This window comes from Polaribacter sp. IC066 (assembly GCF_007997085.1).
GTDB lineage: Bacteria > Bacteroidota > Bacteroidia > Flavobacteriales > Flavobacteriaceae > Polaribacter.
On sequence record NZ_VORR01000028.1, the window covers coordinates 26,759 to 47,725 of the forward strand.

Below are 20,967 nucleotides of genomic sequence, written 5' to 3' on the forward strand. Positions count from 1 at the left end.
TAAAAAAAAGTAAGATCTTCGATGTAAATTTCTAAAAAAAGACTTGCATAATTGCGTAAAAAAATTATTTTTGCACAAAATTAAACATTAAGAAATGTATTGGACATTAGAATTAGCATCTTATTTAGCAGACGCACCTTGGCCAGCAACCAAAGACGAATTAATAGATTACGCTATTAGAACTGGAGCTCCTTTAGAAGTAGTAGAAAATCTACAGGATATAGAAGATGAAGGTGATGCGTACGATTCAATTGTTGAAATTTGGCCAGATTATCCTACAGAAGATGATTATCTTTGGAATGAGGATGAATATTAAACAAATTAATCAAATATAAAAGTCTCTAAAGAGGCTTTTTTTTTGTTTTTGTTTGCCAAAAAAAATGCTTTTACACAATTGATAATAAATTGATTTACAACCAAATAATACAGCTAATTTTAGTTGATAAAACTTATATAGAATGAATATTTTAAATTCAGTAATTAAACTTTTTGTAGGTGATAAACAGCAAAAAGATTTAAAAACTTTACAACCTGTTGTAGAAGACGTTAGAAAATTTGAAGCTGCCGTTGCAAAGCTTTCTCATGACGAGTTAAGAGCAAAAACACAAGAGTTTAAAGCGATTATTAATACGGCTTTAAAAACGTTTAATGATAAAATAGAAGCTCTAGAAATTGAAGCAAAAGGTGCTGATATTGATAGGCAAGAAGATATTTACACTGAAATTGATGCTTTAAAAGATGAATCTTATAAAATATCTGAAGAAACTTTATTAAAGATTATGCCAGAGGCTTATGCCGTGGTAAAAGAAACCGCAAAACGTTTTGTAGAAAACAAAGAAATTGAAGTGACCGCATCTGCTTTTGATAGAGAACTTTCTGCAGAAAGAGATAATGTTTCGTTAGAAAACGACAAAGCATATTGGGCAAATTCTTGGGATGCAGCAGGGAAACCTGTTACTTGGGACATGGTTCATTACGATGTTCAGCTAATTGGTGGTTCTGTTTTACACCAAGGTAAAATTGCTGAAATGATGACGGGTGAAGGAAAAACGTTGGTGTCTACCTTGCCTGTTTACTTGAATGCTTTAACCGGCAATGGTGTGCATTTAGTTACAGTAAATGATTATTTGGCAAAACGTGATAAGGCTTGGATGGGACCAATTTTTGAGTTTCATGGTTTATCAACAGATTGTATTGATTACCATCAACCAAATTCTGACGCCCGAAGAAAAGCCTACAATGCAGATATTACCTACGGAACAAATAACGAATTTGGTTTCGATTATTTGCGTGATAATATGGCAAGTTCTAAAGATGATTTGGTGCAAAGACCCCCAAATTATGCGATTATTGATGAGGTAGATTCAGTTTTAATTGATGATGCAAGAACACCGCTAATTATTTCTGGCCCTGTACCGCAAGGAGACAGACATGAGTTTACCGAATTAAAACCTTTAGTTGCTGATATTGTTTCACTTCAAAAACAGCATTTAATAAGTGTTTTGGCAGAAGCTAAAAAGTTATTGGCAGATGGAAACACGAAAGATGGTGGTTTCTTATTATTGAGAGTTTACAGAGGTTTGCCCAAAAACAAAGCGTTAATTAAGTTTTTATCGCTAGAAGGTATCAAGCAAATTTTACAAAAAACCGAAAACACCTATATGGCAGACAACAACAAGTTGATGCCAGAAATCGATGAGGATCTTTGGTTTGTTGTTGAAGAAAAAAATAATCAGATTGATTTAACAGATAAAGGAATTGCTCATTTATCAGACAAAACAAATAATGATAGCTTTTTTGTATTACCAGATATTGGTGTAAAAATTGGCGAAATTGATGCTGTAGAAGGTACAAAAGAAGAAAAAGCTTCTCAAAAAGAAGAATTATACAACGATTTTAGCATCAAAAGTGAACGTATTCATACCATGAATCAACTTTTAAAAGCATACACTGTGTTTGAAAAAGATGTTGAGTATGTGGTAATGGATAATAAAGTAATGATTGTTGATGAACAAACGGGTCGTATCATGGATGGTCGTCGTTATTCTGATGGTTTGCATCAAGCAATTGAAGCAAAAGAAAATTGTAAAATTGAAGATGCAACGCAAACTTTTGCCACGGTAACGTTACAGAATTACTTTAGAATGTATCGCAAACTTTCTGGAATGACAGGAACTGCAGTTACAGAAGCGGGTGAATTATGGGAAATCTACAAATTAGATGTTGTAGAAATTCCGACTAATAAACCAATTCAAAGAGACGATAAAGAAGATTTAGTGTATAAAACTGCCCGCGAAAAATACAATGCAGTTATAGATGATATTGTAAAATTAGTCGCAGAAGAGCGCCCTGTTTTAGTAGGAACAACTTCTGTAGAAATTTCAGAATTATTAGGTAGAATGTTACAAATGCGTAAAATTCCTCATAATATTTTGAATGCAAAATTACATAAACGTGAAGCAGATGTAGTGGCGCAGGCAGGTAAATCTGGTATCGTTACGATTGCAACAAACATGGCAGGTCGTGGTACGGATATTAAATTATCTTCCGAAGTAAAAAAAGCGGGTGGTTTGGCAATTATTGGTACAGAAAGACACGATTCTAGAAGGGTTGATAGACAATTAAGAGGGCGTGCTGGTAGACAAGGTGATGTTGGTTCTACACAGTTTTACGTAGCTTTAGATGATAATTTAATGCGTTTGTTCGGTTCTGATAGAATTGCCAAAATGATGGATAGAATGGGCTTAAAAGAAGGTGAAGTAATTCAGCATTCTATGATCTCGAAGTCTATTGAAAGAGCGCAAAAAAAGGTTGAAGAAAATAACTTCGGAATTAGAAAGCGTCTGTTAGAATATGATGATATTATGAACGCTCAGCGTGAGTTTGTTTATAAGAGAAGGCGTAATGCGCTAGACGGTAAGCGTTTACAAGTTGATATTGCCAATATGATTTTTGATACTTGTGAATCGATCATTAATGCAAATAAAGCTGCCAAAGATTTTCAGACTTTTGAATTCGAATTGATTAAATTCTCTTCAATGAGCTCTCCTTTTTCGAAAGACGAATTTGAGAAAATGCCTGAAAAAGATATTACAGATAAATTATATGATCTTGTTACCGAACATTATAAAAACAAAATTGAAAGAAATGCAGTTTTAGCGTTTCCGGTGATTAAAGATGTTTTCGAAAATGAAGGTGATCGTTACGAAAGAATTGTTGTTCCGTTTACAGATGGTAGTAAATCTTTACAAGTTGTTACCAACTTAAAAGAGGCGTACGAAAGTGAAGGTAAAAGTTTGGTGACAGATTTTGAGAAAAACATCACTTTAGCAATTATTGATGAAAACTGGAAAGAGCATTTGCGTAAAATGGACGAGTTAAAACAGTCTGTTCAAAATGCTTCTTATGAGCAAAAAGATCCTTTATTAATTTATAAGTTTGAAGCTTTTGAATTGTTTAAGAAAACAGTTGATGAAATTAATAAAGAAGTTTTATCATTCTTATTTAAAGGAGAATTACCTGCACAAGATAGAAATCAGATTTCTGAAGCTAGAAATACTAAAAGAGAGCGTTTAAATGCGAGCAAAGCTGATGTTCAAAACTCTACGGAACAAGCAATTAAAAACTCTCGTAAACAAGATTCTGAACCTGTTGAAACCATTGTAAGAGAACAACCAAAAATTGGCAGAAACGAGCGTGTTACCATTAAGAACGTTATGAGTGGCGAAGAAAAAGAAGTGAAATTTAAACAAGCCATTCCTTTAATAGAAAAAGGTGAATTTGTTTTAGTAAACAAATAAAGCAAGCGTCATCAAAAAAGTTCTCGATACAATTTTTCGAAAAAGAAAAATCACCCGAACTGACAAGTTGAAATCATTAAAAATCCGATTAGAAATTAATTTCTAATCGGATTTTTATTTATGTGCTCAACATATCTTTAAAGCACTTAAACGCTACAAACTGAATGAAATTGTACGCAAATAATTCTATAAGTTTTCGCACTCAAAAGAATCCATGAACACTTATCACTACTAATTGAGACGCTTACAGCGTGACAAACTTGTTGGGTTTATTGGTTAAAATTTTGATAAAAGTGATTCTACAATATTTACCATTCTGCAAGAATCTTTATAATTTGACTATAAATAATTGAGACGCTTGCATCGTAACAAACTTGATGGGTTTATTTGTTAAAATTTTGTATTACAGTAATTCCACATAATTTGTTATTCTGCAATATTTTTTTTCTATTTACCTATAATACAGTTGTTTAAAACATGATAAACTAAATAACATATATTCACTCAAAATTTGAATAAAAGTATTTCCATACAGTTTATCATTCTACAAGAATCTTTAGAAGCTATTTATAAATAATTCAGACGCTTGCATCGTAACAAACTTAATGGGGTTTATTTGTTAAAAGTGTTTCCACAAAATTTACCATTCTGCAAGAATCTTTATAATCTGACTATAAATAATTGAGACGTTTGCATCGTAACAAACTGAATGCAATTTTCAGCCTACAATTTTTAATTTTATTCTTTGATAAATTTAGTGGTGTAACTCGCTTCATCCGAAGAAATTTTAATCAAATACAAACCAATTGATAACTCTTCGATACTTACTATTTCTAAATTTCTATTGAACTCAAGAACCTTTTTTCCGATAACTGAATAAATTTCGACTTTCGTAATTGTTTTTATGGGTGATCTTAAATTTAAGATACTTTGTGTTGGGTTTGGATATAAACGAACAGATTGCTTTAAAATAGCATTTTCAATACTCAAGGCACAAGTATTTCCTACTGTGTACGAAAAATATTTTGTCACCGCTAAACCACCAGCAAAAGCAAATTTACAAGCATAACTAATCGTTTGTCCGTTTTTCACCCCACTAATTGTTTGGGAAAACTTTTTTCCGGATACAGCGCTCATCGATGTTTCTGCAAATGGTGATTGTCTCCATAAATACGCATCAACATCAGATTTATCAGTATCTAACAACTCAAACGTAATGGTAACATTAGACCCGTTGGTTACAAAATTATACGTATAACCTGCTAAAAAGTCTCCTTGCGTAGCATCACTTTCTGTACCTGAACATTCAGAATTAGAATTCGACAAAGTTTTAGCTTCTAGTATAATAGGATTATTTAAAGCAACATTTCCAGATAAATCTTTGGCTATAACCGAGAAAGAATAAGATGTTTCTGAAGTTAAACCGTTCACAATATATGACTTTTGAACCCCTGAATCTCCATTTACAGTTTCTGTGGTATTTCCATAAGAAATAACATAGCTTACCTTGCCAGAATCATCTGTAGCATTTAGTAAAATTTCGACGCTCGATGCCGTAGTATTTCCAGTAGAAGCCGCAAAATTTTCTGGTGCTGTTGTATCAGAACTACTACCTGTACAACTACTTCCTACTTCATAACTAAAATATTTAGTTGCTGCTAAACCCCCTGAATACGCAAATTTACAGGCGTAATTAATCGTTTCTCCTATTGTAAAACCACTAATCGTTTTAGCAAAAGTGAAAGCATCAATTTGGTCCATTGATGTTTCAGAGAAAGGAGATTGTTTCCATAAGTAAGCAACAACGCCTGCCTTGTTTGTATCTAATAATTTAAATGTTATAGTTACATTGGTTCCTATCGTTTCGAAATTCACCTCATATCCGTTAGAAAAACTCCCTTGTTGTGCTTCTGTAGAGATTTCAGCACAAGACTTTTCTTCAGAAATTATAACATTCACCGTTTCAGAAGTTGTTTTTGCACCCACATTATCTGCTGCTATTGCAGTAATTTCATGGTTTCCTAAAATTGCATCACTCCAATTAAAGCTAAAAGGGGCGCTTGTATCTTCCCCTATTTTTGTAGCACCATCAAAAAATTCTACAAGCACTATGGTACCATCTAAATCGTTTGCTATTGTTGTGATGCTAATGACTTCACCTTCTTTAAAGGCAGCACCATTATTCGGGGAGGTTATCGAAATAGAAGGACTTAAATTTCCTTCTGCAGAAACTAAAATTAAAACTTCATCAAAAGAAGAATAAGTACCATCACTCACTGTTAATTTACATTTATAAACGCCATCTTCAAGATTAGAAATGTTGGGTGAAGCTGCGGTTGTGTCATCAAAAATTATAATTGTAGGCCCGTAAACCTGTTCCCAAGTATACGTAATTGGCTCTCCTTCTTCATCATTACTTAAAGAACCATTTAAAGGCGCTGTTGTATTGGGTAAAATTACGGTCACATTTTCTCCTGCATTTGCAACAGGCGGCACAAAACTTAAAGCGCTTTTATAAGAAAACGTCATGTTTCCTAAATTAAATTCTCCGCTTTCAATAAACAATCGTAAAACGTGTTTGCCTTTTGTTAATTCAATATCCGAAGCACTATTTGTGATCCAATTTTCCCAATCACCAGAACTTGGAACTGAAATACTTGGACTCACTTTTTTTCCTTCTATTTCGAAATAAAAAGGACCGCCTCCACTAGCATTACCAGATGCAGCTCTAAAACTTACATCATAAACACCAGCGGTTTGGACATCAATTGTATATTCCAACCATTCCCCAGCTCCAGTCCAACCCACCGTTGCACCTTCTCCATTTAAAGAAATCGCATCTACATTTTCTTGCGTTCTAAAATCGCCATTATTTCCAATAGAATTATCAACATACGTTATATTCTGTCCTTTTCCTCCTTCAAATTGATCATAAAAACCTGGCTCAATGATTCCCGGGATAGAAATTGCAGTTCCTGAATATGGCACTTGTTCACCAACTTGAACATTCACAATATTTGTGACATTAAACTGGTCATTCACAAATACTTTTGCATAAAAACCATGAACTCCTAAAGTAAGATTCGTTGCTTTTAGTTGATAAGGAGCTGCTGTAGCTTCACCAATCGAAGTAGCACCATCAAAAAATTCTACTTTTGTAATTCCGTTTCCTGTTATCGACGCCATTAAATTTACACTTCCGTTAGGAAAAGCCTGCTTAAAATCTGCAGATAAAACACCAGAAACCGCTATATCTCTGCTCGTTTTCATTTGATTGGCAGGCACTGTTAATTGAAATCCGTCAGAAAAGGCAACCACAATTTCTGAATCTGAATAATTATGTGCCACGTAAGTGCTTTCTCCATTTTGCTTAAAAACGACAGCAATAGGATAATTGGCTGTGATTGATGCATCTACAATACCCATTGCATTGACGCCATGCAACCAATGATAAGTTTGCGCATCAGAAATACCAAACTTTAAATTTCTTTCTGGATAGGCATTGTATAAATTAACAGCTTCCTGCGGATTGGTAAATGATAAATATTTCCAATACGTATCGTGCCATAAGTTATCGTTATCCTCTCTACTTAAAACGCCAGTATTCCTTGTAATTTCTGACCAAAGTTTTTTAGAATATTCTTGATGGTGGCCTAAATAAAAAGAACCACCATGAATAGGATACATTTCAATACCATAAGAAGCCGCAATATCTGCCGTCCAAAAGGTACCATTGTCATAAGAATTCCCCCAAACTCTTGAGACTAAACTATATTGCTGATTTGGCTTAAAATTTCGTTCATACACATCAAACCAATACTCTTCTACCGCTGTTTGTTCTGTGGTATAAATATATATTCCTAAATCTCTAATAGTTTTATTTTCTGTAATTGTACCCCAATGAATTAATGAAGATGCAAACTGCATGCTTTCTGATGTTGATTCTTGATCATTTCCTTGCGGAAAAGTTGCAAAACCATTTGCCCAACTGTGACCTGCATACGGACTAAAGTTTCTTAAAAACGGAAATTGTGCATCGTTTCTATCATAAGAAGCAGCATCCCTAATTAAAATATTAATCATGTCTCCCCATTTTGATGCCCAACCGGGTTCAAATTGCTCCATAAAAGCCGCAGCATGAATAAAATACCCCCAATGAAAATGGTGATCATTTAGGTTATTATCTTGTCCGTGACCCGCAGGATAGCCCAACAACGCTGACCAAGCATCATTATAATAAAATAAGAAAGCTACTTCACCAGACTCATGCGTTAACCAATCTTCCAAGCGTTCTTTTACCGTAGCGATCATTTTATCTCTTGCTTCAAAATCTCCTGTTTGATTGGCAATTCTTGCTGTTTGGATCAAACGATTCATTACTTGGCCTTCGTTGTAAGAATCTGTCCAGGTTGCTAAACCATCATTTTCTATTTGAGAAATTTTAGTATCTAGATCAGCCGGACTAAAACCTGCACTGTAATTTGCTAAATACGGGATTGTTGGTAAAATGCCTTTATACGTATTCTCTACCGTAAAATTATTTCCGTCTAACATTTTTAAATCTCCTCTTACAGAAGTATATGCATGGGTATTTGGTGTTGGTGAGTTCGATGTTAAATGATACCATTGATGTGGTAATAAACCCAATAACATATTAGAATTTGTGCCTTCTTTTACGTCTGTGTCTACTGTAAAAGTTGTAGTAACTTTTGAAGTTGTTTCATTATAACTCCATGCAGTTGATGTGTTTTTAGGAAAAACATACGCATATTTCTTTAAATCCTGAACCGTAGCAGCAACATTACTCGTATTTTGTGGTAGCATTGCCATAGACCAATAGTCTTTACCATTTAAGGTTGATGTAAAAACAGTTCCTGCTCGTACCCAAGTACTTCCCGAAGGTGCATAAAAAGCAAAATCTGCGCCACCTGCAGCATTTTCTACCGTTAAAATTTCATTTAAAATACTAGCAGAACCAGAATTCACTTTAATTTGAACAATATCATCGGCTTCTTTCTCGAAATATAAAAAAGGCATTCCGATACCAGAAGTCGCTTTTAACTCATGATTGCTATCTTTCCAATTCATGGTCATCGTCCAATCTGTATAATCGGAAACAGTAGTTTTAGTTGTATTTAAACCTGTTAAACCAACTTCAATTGGTGCAGAATCTCCGATTACTCCCCAAGGGATATAGGTAACAATTAAACCTGTATTTGTGGTTTTCATCGTCATCGGATAATTAAATAAATTATCTGCATGATTTTCTTTAATCAATTTAGACCACCAATCATTTGTGGGTACAGGTTTACCAACGGCGTTTCCGCTTAATTGTGGAGCACCTGAAGGAAAGCCATTTCTACCAGCGGCATCAAACCCAGGATGTGAATTGGTATAACTACCGCTGCCAACTTGTGTTGTTTGTGCAGAAGTTGATAAGGTTATTAATAGGGAGAAAAGAAATAATATATTTTTTGAACGATAAATTATATTTTTTTGCATGAATTTGGTTTAAAGCCTAAAATTACTAAATAATAGATTTGAATTGTAATTAACGAACCATACAAAAACAATACAAACTCTATTTTTGTGCAAAATGAGAACAACATGAACCATAAATATTTATAAATATATTTTTATTTAAGATGACCTTTTAGTGCATTCTTATTATTTCTTGAGACGCTTACATCTATACTGTATATGAATAAATATCTCTTGCTTTTTTTTAATGCTTTCAGCAAAACAAGCTGCATGGGAGTTAAAAAGCATAAAATGGAAATACATCAAATGAAACAAAAGAAAATGAAACTCAACGCAAAAAATACACCAAAGAAATCCGTTAAACTTGTCATGCGGTGAGCATTCCACACAATAATTTACGAACAAAAAAACCGTTTAGAAAAATTCTAAACGGTTTTTTAATATTTTAATAATCTAAAATTAGTTCAGATCTAATCAAAAGTAGTATCTAATTTTAGATAATCTAAAAATTCTCTTTTTGTATCTTTTTCTTTAAATTTACCACCAAACTCTGCGGTAACAGTAGAACTTTCTATATCTTTTATTCCCCTAGAATTTACGCATAAATGTTTTGCATCAATAACACAAGCAACATCTTGCACGCCTAAAGCTTCTTGCATAGCTTGTACAACTTGCATGGTTAACCTTTCTTGAACTTGTGGTCTTTTTGCAAAGTATTCTACAATTCTATTCATTTTAGACAAACCGATTACTTTACCATCAGAAATATAAGCAACGTGTGCTCTGCCAATAATTGGTAATAAATGATGCTCGCAGGTAGAATACACAACAATGTTTTTTTCTACCAACATTTCACCATAATTATAATTATTGTCAAACGTAGAAGCCTTTGGCATATTTTTAGGATTCAATCCCATAAATATTTCATTCACAAATGCTTTGGCAACTCTTTTTGGAGTTCCTTGTAGACTGTCATCTGTTAAATCCATTCCTAAAGTGATTAAAATATCTTTAACACTTTCTTGTATTCTCTCTATTTTTTCTTCGTCAGAAATATCAAAAGCGTCTGCTCTTAATGGAGTTTTTGCAGAAGTTCCTACATGATTCTCTCCTATTTCTTCTAATCTTTCGTCATTCATTTTGCCGGTCAATTCAAACATTTCAATAAAAATTAAGTTGCAAATTTAAGGGTTTGCAACGTATTATTTTAACTTTTATATCGATTATAACGATCTTATAATAATTTTAACAACAATACCTGCCCTTGAGGCTAATTTCGTGTAATATTCTAATGACTAATTAACGCATCGCAATCTCTTTATTTGGTTTATTACAACTCCCTTTTTTAACGTATTCCTTTAAATTTTGATGAATGTAAAGTACTCTTTAGCACTATAAACAGCTCAAAAACTATGTCAATTTTGCTACCAATTCTACTAAAGAACAGGTTGTTTGCTCGCCAGAAATCATGTTTTTTAGCGTAAATTCTTGTTTTTCCATTTCTTGAGAACCAACGAGTACTACAAATTCAATTTCGCGCTTGTTGGCGTAATTCATTTGTTTCTTCATCTTTGCATCATCAGGAAATAATTCTGATTTTATATTTTGTGCTCTTAATGCAGAAATTGCTTTCATGCAATACATGGCTTCTGTTTCACCAAAATTAACAAACAGTACTTTTGGTTTTGGTAAATCGACTGTTTTAAACAAGCCCAATTCTTCTAAAACTAAATAAATTCTATCCAATCCGAAGGAAACGCCAACACCAGAAACATCTGGCATTCCAAAAATACCAGTTAAATCGTCATATCTTCCGCCGCCGCCAATAGAGCCCATTTTTACACCTTTTGGTGCAGCAACCTCAAAAATTGCGCCTGTATAATAATTTAAACCTCTTGCCAAAGTTACATCTACTTCTACATCCGCAGATTTTAAACCTAATTCTTTAACCGCATTGATCACAAAACGTAATTCTTCAACGCCTTTTTTTCCTTCTTCAGATGTTTGTAACATCGTTTCTAAAGAGGCTAACTTTTCTAAATTAGAGCCTGTAAAAGAAAATAAGGGTTGTACTTTTTCAATCGCTTCTGTTGTGATTCCTTTCAAAATCATTTCAGCTTCTACTTTTTCTTGACCAATTTTATCTAACTTATCTAATGCCACAGTAAAATCGATTAACTTTTCTTGTGCGCCAATAACTTCTGCAATTCCAGATAATATTTTTCTATTGTTTATTTTAATGCTGGCTCCGGCTAAACCTAAATTGGTAAAAACGGTATCATATAATTGAATAAACTCTACTTCTTGCCATAAAGACTTGCTACCCACAACATCTGCATCACATTGAAAAAACTCTCTAAAACGACCTTTTTGCGGCCTATCTGCCCGCCAAACTGGCTGAATTTGATAGCGTTTAAAAGGAAAGGTGATTTCATTTTGATGTTGTACAACATATCGTGCAAAAGGAACGGTAAGGTCATACCGCAATGCTTTTTCTGATATTTGAGACGTAACTTTTATACTGTCTTTTTCTAACAATAATTGTTCATCAGCCTTGGCTAAATAATCTCCAGAATTTAAAATTTTAAAAATTAATCGATCTCCTTCTTCACCATATTTACCCATTAAGGTTGCTGAATTTTCGAAACTTGGTGTTTCAATTGGCTGAAATCCGAAGGTTTCAAAAGAAGTTTTAATCGTGTTGATAATATACATTCGATTTGCTACTTCTATTGGCGAAAAATCTCTTGTTCCTTTTGGAATACTTGGTTTCATTAAACTAGGTTTTAATTTTTGGTTTTTGACGATATTTTAAAAAATCACCCCATAAACACACCGTAAATAGGCTTTGTGCTCTATGTGTATGTGATGAAACTTATACTTTTTTTTAATTCATTCAAAACAAATGAGATTACGCTCATTCAATTTATGAACTACTTTGAACCAAAATATAGGTTGATTTTAATAGTATTCGGAATGATTAATTAAATGAAATATTTAATAGTTTACAACAGTAAAACATTAAATTCAACTTCGTTGGCAAATATCGTTAAAAGTTATAATTTTTATGCGGTTGTGTCACTTTTATTTTGTTTTCTTAAAGAGTAAATAGAAGCATTCAATTCAAAACCTAAAAGAAGAATAATTGCGTTTAACCAAATAAATAACATCAAAATTAAAAGTGTACCAATAGATCCGTACAACTCGTTATATTTAGCAAATTCTGTGATATAATAACCAAATAAGTAAAACGTTAAAATTGATAAAACTGTTGTAAAGATAGCTCCTGCTGAAAAGAATTTAGAATGTTTTCCTTCTTTTGTTCCGTAATGATACAACATAGAAACTGTTGTAAAAATCATCATTAGAAAAATAAAACTACGACTTAACTGCACCCAAATTAAGTTATCTGCTAACCAGCCAAAACTAACAAAGTCTTGAAAAATAAGTTCGAAAAAAATAATTAAAACAATGGTAACTAATAAAAACAAGACGAGCACAATAGAAACCAACATGGCTATAAAATAAGATCTAATTGCACTTCTTACCTCTTTGATATGATAAGAATATTCAAAGCCGCCAAAAATAGCATTTACACCATTTGTCATTAAAAAAATAGACCCTATAAAACCAAAAGATAGTAAACCACCATATTGATTTTTAATAATATCTAACAGAACTGAATCTACGGCATCAAAAGTATCTGGTGGCAATACATCTGCTATTAATGAAAGTAACCCTTCTTGAGCACCATTAAAGGGTACAAACGGAATTAATGTAAGTATAAATAATAAAAACGGAAAAATTGCCATGAAAAAACTGTAGGCAATTCCGCCCGCTCTCGTGGTTAAAGCACCTTTTATTATGCCATTAATATACATTTCTAAAACGTCATATAAAGACATCCCCCCTAAGCCAGGAACTTTTATCTTTTTCCCGAATCTTACCAAAATATTTACAATTGGTATCTTTTTTAGTTTGTCTTCTATTTCTTTACTCATAAACCGTTTTTGTTCTCAAAAGGCAAATCTATTCAATATTTAAATTGATATACAACTCCTTAAAAATAAATTCTTTTGCGTTTGGCGCAATAGAATCTTCTAAAAAAACACAATCTGAACCAATACCTAACGTTGCTAAAAGACCCAAATCTGGGCTGAATACTAATGTTTTAATACTGTCTTTATTTTTTTTGATTTGATACATTTCATACACAAAAGTCTTTAGTTGATAGCTATTCTTAATTTTTGTAAAAGTATCGCTATCAATAATTACAAGATCTTCTTGAACTTGGTATTTTAAATTGATGCTTTTTAGGATATCTTTTTTGTGTGTATATTCAAAATTAACTTCTTGATCTGTTAGTTTGATGTTTAATTTTAATTGTTGAATTGTTCTATCACCTAATTCATAACCATAAATTGCAATATCATTTTGATTTCCTGAACATGAAATCATTAATAAAGCGAGTGCTAAAAAGCAAAAATGTAATTTTTTCATTCAATGATAATTTTATAGTTTGATAAAAGTCCGTCTATTGTATTTCTACTAAACTTTGCGTTTTTTAACCGATTATGCTGCGGATTGATATTAAAATTAAAAGCTGTTCTGAAATCTGATTTTTCTAAATTGGTAGCATCAAAAATTGTTCCTATTAAATTAGAATTGTCAAAACTACAATTCATAGCAACCGTTTCGGTAAAATCTACTTCTTCTAAATTACATTTGATAAATTTTGTATTTGCAATTTTTAATTGATAAAATGAGGAAAAACTCAATTGACACTCCTTAAAACTCATCTGTAATAAAAACGGATTTACTTCATTAAATTTCACTCCTATCATTTTACAATTAATAAAACGCACGTCCTTAAAAGCGACATCCTTTACAACGGTATTGCTAAAATTACAATCGATAAAATCACATTCTACAAATTGAATATTAGAGGCATGAATATTTTCAAAATTACAGTTTGAAAACGTACAATTATCATATTCGCCTTTTTTTATTTTAGTTGTTGTGAAATCAATTTTTGAGTATTCTTCGCTATCAAAATAAGTATTCATATTATATTGTGGTAAACCACGCTTGGCCCGAAATTAAATTAATCAATCGCTTTTAAACTCAAATCTAAATTATGCACCGAATGCGTTAATGCACCAGATGAAATATAGTCTACCCCGCATTCTGCATATTTTCTGATGGTTTCTTCGTTAATACCGCCAGATGATTCTGTCAAACAAATAGCACCAATTAAAGCAACTGCTTTTCTAGTATCTTCATAATTAAAGTTATCGATTAAAACTCTATAAACGCCCTCATTAGCAAGAATTTCTTTAATTTCTTCTAAGCTTCTAGCTTCTACAATAATTTTAATATCTAATTTTTTATCTGCCAAATACTTTTTTGTTTTTGTAATTGCCTGGGTAATTCCGCCAGCAAAATCGATGTGATTGTCTTTAATCATTACCATATCATACAACGCAAATCGATGATTTTCTCCGCCTCCTATTTTTACAGCCCATTTTTCTAGTGCTCTAATTCCGGGTGTTGTTTTTCTAGTATCTAACACTTTTGTTTTGGTTCCTTTTAATAAATCAGCAAAAAAAGCGGTTTTTGTGGCAATGGCGCTCATTCTTTGCATCGCATTTAAAACCAAACGCTCTGCCATTAAAATAGATTGCGATTTGCCTGAAACATGAAAAACAATATCACCATATTTTACTTTTTCGCCATCATTTATAAAAGTTTCAACTTCTAAATCTTTATCAACATAAGAAAAAACTTGTTTTGCAAATGCTACTCCGGCAATAATTCCGTCGTCTTTTACTAGTAATTTTGCTTTTCCTTTTGCATCCGCAGGAATACAAGAAAGGGATGTATGATCGCCATCACCAATATCTTCTCTAATAGCGTTTTTGATAATTAACACTAATTCTTTGTCAAATTGTTCTTTCGATATCATATTTCTTTAAATTCTGCTGTAAAAATAACAATGATTTTGAACTTTTTGTTGGTTCTATTGAATTTATGTTTAAAACTGATCAATTTGTTTGGGATTCATACACTAATTTCAAGAATTGTACAAAAAACTTCTTAATACAATTTCGCGAAAAGCGAAATCACTCGAAGTGACACTATTTTTTACGCTAACTTCAGACCACTTCAGAAATGTCTCATCAAGTGAAATTATTTTTTCAAGAATTTTGTATCGCGCTATTTTTTGAATACATAATTTGTAATTTTGAAAAATGAAAATTAAATTACTTGCCATCGGAAAAACCGACAATAAAAACTTAATTCTGTTAATTGAGGAATATCAAAATCGTCTAAAACATTATATAAAGTTTGAGTTAGAGATTATTTCAGATATCAAAAATGTAAAGAATTTAAGTGAAGTTCAGCAAAAAGAAAAAGAAGGCGAATTAATTTTAGCCAAACTGCAAAACACAGATCAATTAATTTTGCTAGATGATAAGGGAAAACATTTTACCTCTTTAGAGTTTTCTAAATACTTGCAAAAAAAGATGAATGCTGGTATTAAGCAATTGGTTTTGGTAATTGGCGGACCTTACGGATTTTCTGATGCAGTTTACAAAAAAGCCACCGGAAAAATATCGTTGTCAAAAATGACCTTTTCGCATCAAATGATTCGATTGTTTGTTGTTGAGCAATTGTATAGAGGTTTTACTATTTTAAAGAATGAACCGTATCATCATGAATAAAAAGCCGCAGCCTATCCGTGCCATTTCAACTCCGCTCAAAATAAACTCGAAAAAGGAAATCTTTATGGAAAACTCATCCTCCTTAAAACTTAAAACGCCTTTTTTAAAGATTACTACTATTAATAATGGCGTTTTCGGCGGTTTTAAAAGTATTATGTAAGAAAACTACTTCTAAAATTAATATTGGAATCACAAAAAATAAGGCAATAGGCGAAAAAATTACGGTTAATAATAAGGAGCCGTTTACAATTTTTATAATGCCAATTCCTTGCGCAAAAGAATCTAAATTTTCTTTTATCTTTAAAATACCCAATCCCATCATACACGCTCCTACTCCGAAAATTATCATAGAAAATACGCTCAACACTATTTCTAAAGCATTCGAAAAACTAGAACCTTTTATAAAAAAAGTAATAATTGTCATACAAATGGCAACTCTTATATACATGTATATTGCATAAGTTAAGAAGCCATTTTTAAAGTTTTTAGCCATTAACTTATAACCGTTTACAAGAGGAAATACTGTTAGAAAAAAGAGAATAGCATAGGGTATTCTAAAAGCGAACAGCCAAATAGTAGGTGTGTTATTCGTTGCAAAATAGGGCTCCATTAAAATACCAATCAGCGTAATTACAGTATATAAAACACCAATCATCCAGCTCTTATTTAAAGTTTTTAGCTCGTTTGTTGTCCAATTAATTTCGGCAACTTCTAAACTCGAATAGGTTTGCATATTTTTGAAATCTTCTACTAAAACTTCCAAAATAATTTTAACGGTGTAACTTCTAGGGTTTACTTCTCTGGCTTCAATTCGTTGTATAGTTCGCACATTAATATTGCGTTGTGCAACTAATTCTTCTTGTGTAAAACCTTTTAATTTTCTTAACGCTCAATTTTTTTTCCTAATTTTGACTGTTTCATAATATGTTGTTTTTGATTTTCGATACAATGTTAGTTCTCAAAATTAAGTTTACAAATTATTTTAGCCTTTTTTAACCCGACATTTAAACGACAAAGCACTGATCATAGTCTTTTTGGCGTTTTATAGTTTTTGCAATTTATACACTTTATTTTATTTTTTCTTCGGATTTGTACAGAAATATTCATTTATAAATTGAGTATATTTGCGCAAATTCAATTCTTTTTAAATGAAACTCGTCTTCGCAACCAACAACCTACACAAATTGAAAGAAGTACAAAAAATGTTATCAGACGCTATAGAAATATTGAGTTTAAAAGACATTCATTGTTTTGAAGAAGTAGCAGAAACCGAGCCCACTTTAGAAGGAAATGCAAAGTTAAAAGCGGATTATATTACCCAAAAATTTGGCTACAATTGTTTTGCAGATGATACCGGTTTAGAAATAGAAAGTTTAAACGGAAAACCAGGAGTATATTCTGCCCGTTATGCTGGCGAACCTGCCAATTCTGAAAACAACATTCAAAAAATACTAACCGAATTAGCGCATAAAGACAATAGAAAAGCACAAATTAGAACAGCTGTTTGTCTTAATATAGATAAAAATCAATATTTATTTGAGGGGGTTTGCAAAGGCGAAATCTTAACCAAAAAACAAGGCAACCAAGGTTTTGGATACGATCCTATTTTTAAACCGCATGGATTTCATCAATCTTTTGCAGAAATGACTGCTGATGAAAAAAATAAAATATCTCATCGCGGAATTGCGATTCAGAAGTTAGTTGAATTTTTATCAAATTATAAATAAGTAATTCAGACCTCATTGGTAAGATACCGAATCAAGTTCAGCAAAATAACCTGTGAGACCTTCTATTAGAATGAAAAAAACGAACTACACAAAACACTTTATAATTTTATCAGTTGTACTGGTGCTCTTGTTTTTTACGAATATTAGTTTAGGTTCTGTTTCTATTCCGCTTTATGAAATTATATCTTTTTTTACGGGCAACTCAACATCCAAAGAAAGTTGGACTATTATTTTGTTTAATTTTAGAATCCCGAAAGCAATCACAGCCATTTTGGCAGGTTCTGGCTTATCAATTTCCGGATTGTTAATGCAAACATTGTTTAGAAATCCGTTAGCAGGCCCTTTTGTTTTGGGTATTTCTTCGGGCGCTAGTTTAGGCGTGGCACTCTTAATTTTAGGTTCATCTCTTTTTGGTGGCTTTTTTTTAACAAGTTCGCTTTCTAATTGGTCGTTACCAATAGCATCTAGTTTGGGCGCTTTTTTAGTTTTATCTGCTGTTATTATGGCGGCCAATAAAGTTAAAAACACCATGTCTATTTTAATTATTGGGTTGATGTTTGGTAGTTTAACCGCTGCAATTATTAGCGTTTTGGCCTACTTTTCTGAAGCCGCAAAAATTCAGCAATATTTATTTTGGAGTTTTGGCAGTTTGGGTAATTTATCTTGGCATGAAATTACTGTTTTTATAACTATTTATAGCATTGGTTTGTTAGGAACCTTAACCATTATAAAACCACTAAACAGTTATTTATTAGGTGAGAATTATGCCAAAAGTTTGGGCATCAACATTAAAAAAAGTAGAATAATTATTTTACTCATTACAAGTTTATTAACAGGTGTAATCACAGCATTTTCGGGCCCTATTGCCTTTGTAGGTTTAGCGGTACCGCATATTGCCAGAATGTTTTTTACAACGTCTAATCATAAAATATTAATTCCGGCAACGGCTATTATTGGTGCAATTATATTGTTAATTTGCGATGCTATTGCACAATTACCAACCAGCGAGTTTACATTACCAATTAATGCAATTACCTCTTTATTTGGTGCACCAGTTGTTATTTGGTTGCTGATGAGAAAAAAGAAAATATTTGTTTAAAAGAAGCCTGTCCCAATCTTCTTGAAGAGCAAGAACTAGCTTGTTTGTGAACAAAAATAATAGTGATCAAATATATGTATAAATTAAACGAATTAATAAATACACCATTACACAGCATACAAAAAATATCGTCCTTAAAACCGAAAACCTTTCTATAGGGTATCAAACAAAAAAAGCGCAAACTATTGTGGCTAATAATATTGATATTACTATTGAAAAGGGAAAATTAGTGACTGTTTTAGGTAAAAACGGAATCGGTAAATCTACCTTATTAAGAACCATTTCTAAAGTGCAAGAACCTTTACGTGGCAAAATTTACATCAACCATAAAAATTTAAAAAAATATTCGAACAAAGAACTTTCTACCTCTTTAAGTTTGGTGTTAACAGAAAGACTCCCAGAAAGTCAGATTACTGTTTTTGAATTGGTTGCTTTGGGCAGACAACCCTATACAAATTGGATTGATACAATTTCTGAAGCAGATTTAGAGAAAATAAATTGGGCCATAACCCAAACTGAAATTGAACATTTAAAGGATAAATTTTTTTATGAATTGAGTGATGGTCAATTGCAACGTGTATTAATTGCGCGCGCTTTGGCACAAGATACCGACCTTATTATTTTAGATGAACCTACAGCGCATTTAGATTTGCATCACACTATTAAAATATTTTCGCTGTTAAAAAAACTAGTAGATGAAACCTCAAAAACAATTATCATGTCTTCTCATGAAGTAAATTTATGCATTCAGTTTGCTGATGAAGTCATTTTATTTACAGATGATAAGGTTTATACGGGAACTCCTGATTATTTAATCGAAAAAAATACTTTTGATGATTTATTTCCTAAAGATATTGTTAATTTTAACAGAAATTTACAACAGTTTATCATTCGTAAAAACTAGATTCGCAGATGCAATTTTCTAAACAATTGCAATAAACCCTACTAACTTAATACTTTTTTAATTGATGAAAAAAATACTTTTTATTGCTAGTACGCTAGCTTTTATGTCTTGTGGTTCTAGCAAGCAAGCCGCAAAATATGCCGCAACAATTACTGCACAAGAATTAAGCACGCACCTTTATATCTATGCTTCAGATGAATTTGAAGGAAGAAATACTGGGGAACCTGGTCAAAAAATGGCGGTTGACTATTTAAAAAAATTCTATGTAACAGAAGGAATTGCTTCGCCTTTAGGTGGTGGTGATTATTTTCAAGAAGTTCCCGCAGAATTTTTAAACACGCGCAAAAGAAAAACTCCTTTAAAAGCTTCAGAAAATGTTGTTGCTTTTATCAAAGGAACAAAAAATCCTGACGAAATTGTAGTTATTTCTGCACATTTAGATCATGAAGGTATTAAGGATGGTGAAATTTACAATGGTGCAGATGATGACGGTTCTGGTACTGTTGCTATTTTAGAAATTGCGCAAGCTTTTCAAATGGCAGCTAAAGCCGGTAAAGGTCCGAAAAGATCTGTATTATTTTTACATGTTACTGGCGAAGAAAAAGGTTTATTAGGTTCTAAATATTATACCGATGTTGATCCTTTATTTCCTTTAATAAACACCGTTTGTAATTTAAATATAGATATGGTTGGCAGAATTGATGAGAAGCACAAAGACAACCCTAATTATGTGTATTTAATTGGTTCTGATAAATTGAGCACAGCGCTGCACGAGGTATCTGAAGAAATGAATACAAAGCACACGAATATTAATTTAGATTACACATATAATGATGAAAATGATCCTAATAGATTCTATTACAGATCAGATCATTACAACTTTGCAAAAAATAATGTACCCGTTATTTTTTATTTTAATGGTACGCATGAAGATTATCACAAACCAACTGATACTCCTGATAAAATTAACTATGAACAGCTAGAAAATAGAACTCGTCTAATTTTTCATACAGCTTGGGAAATTGCCAATAGAAAAACTAGAATTTTTGCGGATAAAGCAGAGCCTAAAGAAGAAGAAGAAGTGAAAGCGGAAGCAGTAAAAAAATAAACAACTTTTTTTTAATGATCTTTAAACCAAGCAATAAAAATTGCTTGGTTTTTGTTTTTAACTACTTTTTGATTGATGGAGATGTTGTCATAAAAATGTAAATTCGTTTAATAAAAGAAACCG

At 32.2% G+C, this 20,967-nt stretch carries 15 protein-coding genes; 7 read left to right on the top strand and 8 right to left on the bottom strand.

Going from position 1 to position 20,967, the window contains the following annotated elements; genetic code table 11:
* Nucleotides 1–94 precede the first annotated feature (94 nt).
* Together ES044_RS10715 and secA are read left to right on the top strand one after the other, a co-directional pair.
* Nucleotides 95–316: a DUF2795 domain-containing protein gene (locus tag ES044_RS10715; protein WP_018942163.1), complete on the top strand. Its 222-nt coding sequence runs from the start codon at nucleotides 95–97 to the stop codon at nucleotides 314–316.
* A gap of 142 nt (nucleotides 317–458) precedes the next feature.
* Nucleotides 459–3,800 (top strand): preprotein translocase subunit SecA, encoded by a 3,342-nt coding sequence (gene secA, locus ES044_RS10720; RefSeq protein WP_147119808.1) that lies wholly within the window; start codon nucleotides 459–461, stop codon nucleotides 3,798–3,800.
* A gap of 738 nt (nucleotides 3,801–4,538) precedes the next feature.
* Here the strand turns inward: secA and ES044_RS10725 are convergent.
* From ES044_RS10725 to nadC, 7 genes are all read right to left on the bottom strand, one after another.
* On the bottom strand, nucleotides 4,539–9,302 hold the full coding sequence (locus ES044_RS10725; RefSeq protein WP_147119809.1) for a glycosyl hydrolase: 4,764 nt from the start codon (nucleotides 9,300–9,302) through the stop codon (nucleotides 4,539–4,541).
* A 449-nt stretch (nucleotides 9,303–9,751) separates the two neighbouring features.
* On the bottom strand, nucleotides 9,752–10,441 hold the full coding sequence (gene folE, locus ES044_RS10730) for a GTP cyclohydrolase I FolE (RefSeq protein ID WP_147119810.1): 690 nt from the start codon (nucleotides 10,439–10,441) through the stop codon (nucleotides 9,752–9,754).
* A 250-nt stretch (nucleotides 10,442–10,691) separates the two neighbouring features.
* On the bottom strand, nucleotides 10,692–12,056 hold the full coding sequence (gene hisS, locus ES044_RS10735) for a histidine--tRNA ligase (RefSeq protein WP_147119811.1): 1,365 nt from the start codon (nucleotides 12,054–12,056) through the stop codon (nucleotides 10,692–10,694).
* 290 nt (nucleotides 12,057–12,346) lie between these two features.
* Nucleotides 12,347–13,282, bottom strand: a complete 936-nt coding sequence (locus ES044_RS10740; protein ID WP_147119812.1) for a YihY/virulence factor BrkB family protein — start codon at nucleotides 13,280–13,282, stop codon at nucleotides 12,347–12,349.
* A gap of 28 nt (nucleotides 13,283–13,310) precedes the next feature.
* Nucleotides 13,311–13,781: a hypothetical protein gene (locus ES044_RS10745; protein WP_147119813.1), complete on the bottom strand. Its 471-nt coding sequence runs from the start codon at nucleotides 13,779–13,781 to the stop codon at nucleotides 13,311–13,313.
* The gene (locus ES044_RS10750) at nucleotides 13,778–14,347 is read right to left on the bottom strand and encodes a pentapeptide repeat-containing protein (RefSeq protein WP_147119814.1); all 570 of its coding nucleotides are present in this window, start codon (nucleotides 14,345–14,347) and stop codon (nucleotides 13,778–13,780) included. Before ES044_RS10750 ends, ES044_RS10745 begins: the two co-directional genes overlap by 4 nt.
* Before the next feature lie 38 nt (nucleotides 14,348–14,385).
* Nucleotides 14,386–15,246: a carboxylating nicotinate-nucleotide diphosphorylase gene (gene nadC, locus ES044_RS10755; RefSeq protein WP_147119815.1), complete on the bottom strand. Its 861-nt coding sequence runs from the start codon at nucleotides 15,244–15,246 to the stop codon at nucleotides 14,386–14,388.
* A gap of 286 nt (nucleotides 15,247–15,532) precedes the next feature.
* Between nadC and rlmH the strand changes: the two genes are divergently transcribed.
* On the top strand, nucleotides 15,533–16,006 hold the full coding sequence (gene rlmH / locus ES044_RS10760; protein WP_147119816.1) for a 23S rRNA (pseudouridine(1915)-N(3))-methyltransferase RlmH: 474 nt from the start codon (nucleotides 15,533–15,535) through the stop codon (nucleotides 16,004–16,006).
* A 103-nt stretch (nucleotides 16,007–16,109) separates the two neighbouring features.
* On the opposite strand, the gene ES044_RS10765 is transcribed toward rlmH, so the two are convergent.
* Nucleotides 16,110–16,835 (bottom strand): hypothetical protein, encoded by a 726-nt coding sequence (locus tag ES044_RS10765; protein ID WP_147119817.1) that lies wholly within the window; start codon nucleotides 16,833–16,835, stop codon nucleotides 16,110–16,112.
* 319 nt (nucleotides 16,836–17,154) lie between these two features.
* Between ES044_RS10765 and ES044_RS10770 the strand changes: the two genes are divergently transcribed.
* From ES044_RS10770 to ES044_RS10785, 4 genes are all read left to right on the top strand, one after another.
* Nucleotides 17,155–17,733 (top strand): non-canonical purine NTP diphosphatase, encoded by a 579-nt coding sequence (locus ES044_RS10770; protein ID WP_147119818.1) that lies wholly within the window; start codon nucleotides 17,155–17,157, stop codon nucleotides 17,731–17,733.
* A gap of 70 nt (nucleotides 17,734–17,803) precedes the next feature.
* Complete coding sequence (locus tag ES044_RS10775) at nucleotides 17,804–18,832, top strand: iron ABC transporter permease (protein ID WP_147119819.1); 1,029 nt, start codon at nucleotides 17,804–17,806, stop codon at nucleotides 18,830–18,832.
* Between the two features lie 106 nt (nucleotides 18,833–18,938).
* The gene (locus ES044_RS10780; protein ID WP_147119820.1) at nucleotides 18,939–19,736 is read left to right on the top strand and encodes an ABC transporter ATP-binding protein; all 798 of its coding nucleotides are present in this window, start codon (nucleotides 18,939–18,941) and stop codon (nucleotides 19,734–19,736) included.
* 64 nt (nucleotides 19,737–19,800) lie between these two features.
* Nucleotides 19,801–20,844 (top strand): M28 family metallopeptidase, encoded by a 1,044-nt coding sequence (locus ES044_RS10785; RefSeq protein WP_189663291.1) that lies wholly within the window; start codon nucleotides 19,801–19,803, stop codon nucleotides 20,842–20,844.
* The last annotated feature ends 123 nt before the right edge of the window (nucleotides 20,845–20,967 follow it).

Coding starts and splice junctions, on each gene's coding strand:
- ES044_RS10775 (WP_147119819.1), top strand. CDS start 17,804: ATGAAAAAAACGAACTACACAAAACACTTTATAATTTTATCAGTTGTA.
- hisS (WP_147119811.1), bottom strand. CDS start 12,056: ATGAAACCAAGTATTCCAAAAGGAACAAGAGATTTTTCGCCAATAGAA.
- ES044_RS10785 (WP_189663291.1), top strand. CDS start 19,801: ATGAAAAAAATACTTTTTATTGCTAGTACGCTAGCTTTTATGTCTTGT.
- ES044_RS10745 (WP_147119813.1), bottom strand. CDS start 13,781: ATGAAAAAATTACATTTTTGCTTTTTAGCACTCGCTTTATTAATGATT.
- ES044_RS10740 (WP_147119812.1), bottom strand. CDS start 13,282: ATGAGTAAAGAAATAGAAGACAAACTAAAAAAGATACCAATTGTAAAT.
- nadC (WP_147119815.1), bottom strand. CDS start 15,246: ATGATATCGAAAGAACAATTTGACAAAGAATTAGTGTTAATTATCAAA.
- ES044_RS10750 (WP_147119814.1), bottom strand. CDS start 14,347: ATGAATACTTATTTTGATAGCGAAGAATACTCAAAAATTGATTTCACA.
- rlmH (WP_147119816.1), top strand. CDS start 15,533: ATGAAAATTAAATTACTTGCCATCGGAAAAACCGACAATAAAAACTTA.
- ES044_RS10770 (WP_147119818.1), top strand. CDS start 17,155: ATGAAACTCGTCTTCGCAACCAACAACCTACACAAATTGAAAGAAGTA.
- ES044_RS10715 (WP_018942163.1), top strand. CDS start 95: ATGTATTGGACATTAGAATTAGCATCTTATTTAGCAGACGCACCTTGG.
- folE (WP_147119810.1), bottom strand. CDS start 10,441: ATGTTTGAATTGACCGGCAAAATGAATGACGAAAGATTAGAAGAAATA.
- secA (WP_147119808.1), top strand. CDS start 459: ATGAATATTTTAAATTCAGTAATTAAACTTTTTGTAGGTGATAAACAG.
- ES044_RS10725 (WP_147119809.1), bottom strand. CDS start 9,302: ATGCAAAAAAATATAATTTATCGTTCAAAAAATATATTATTTCTTTTC.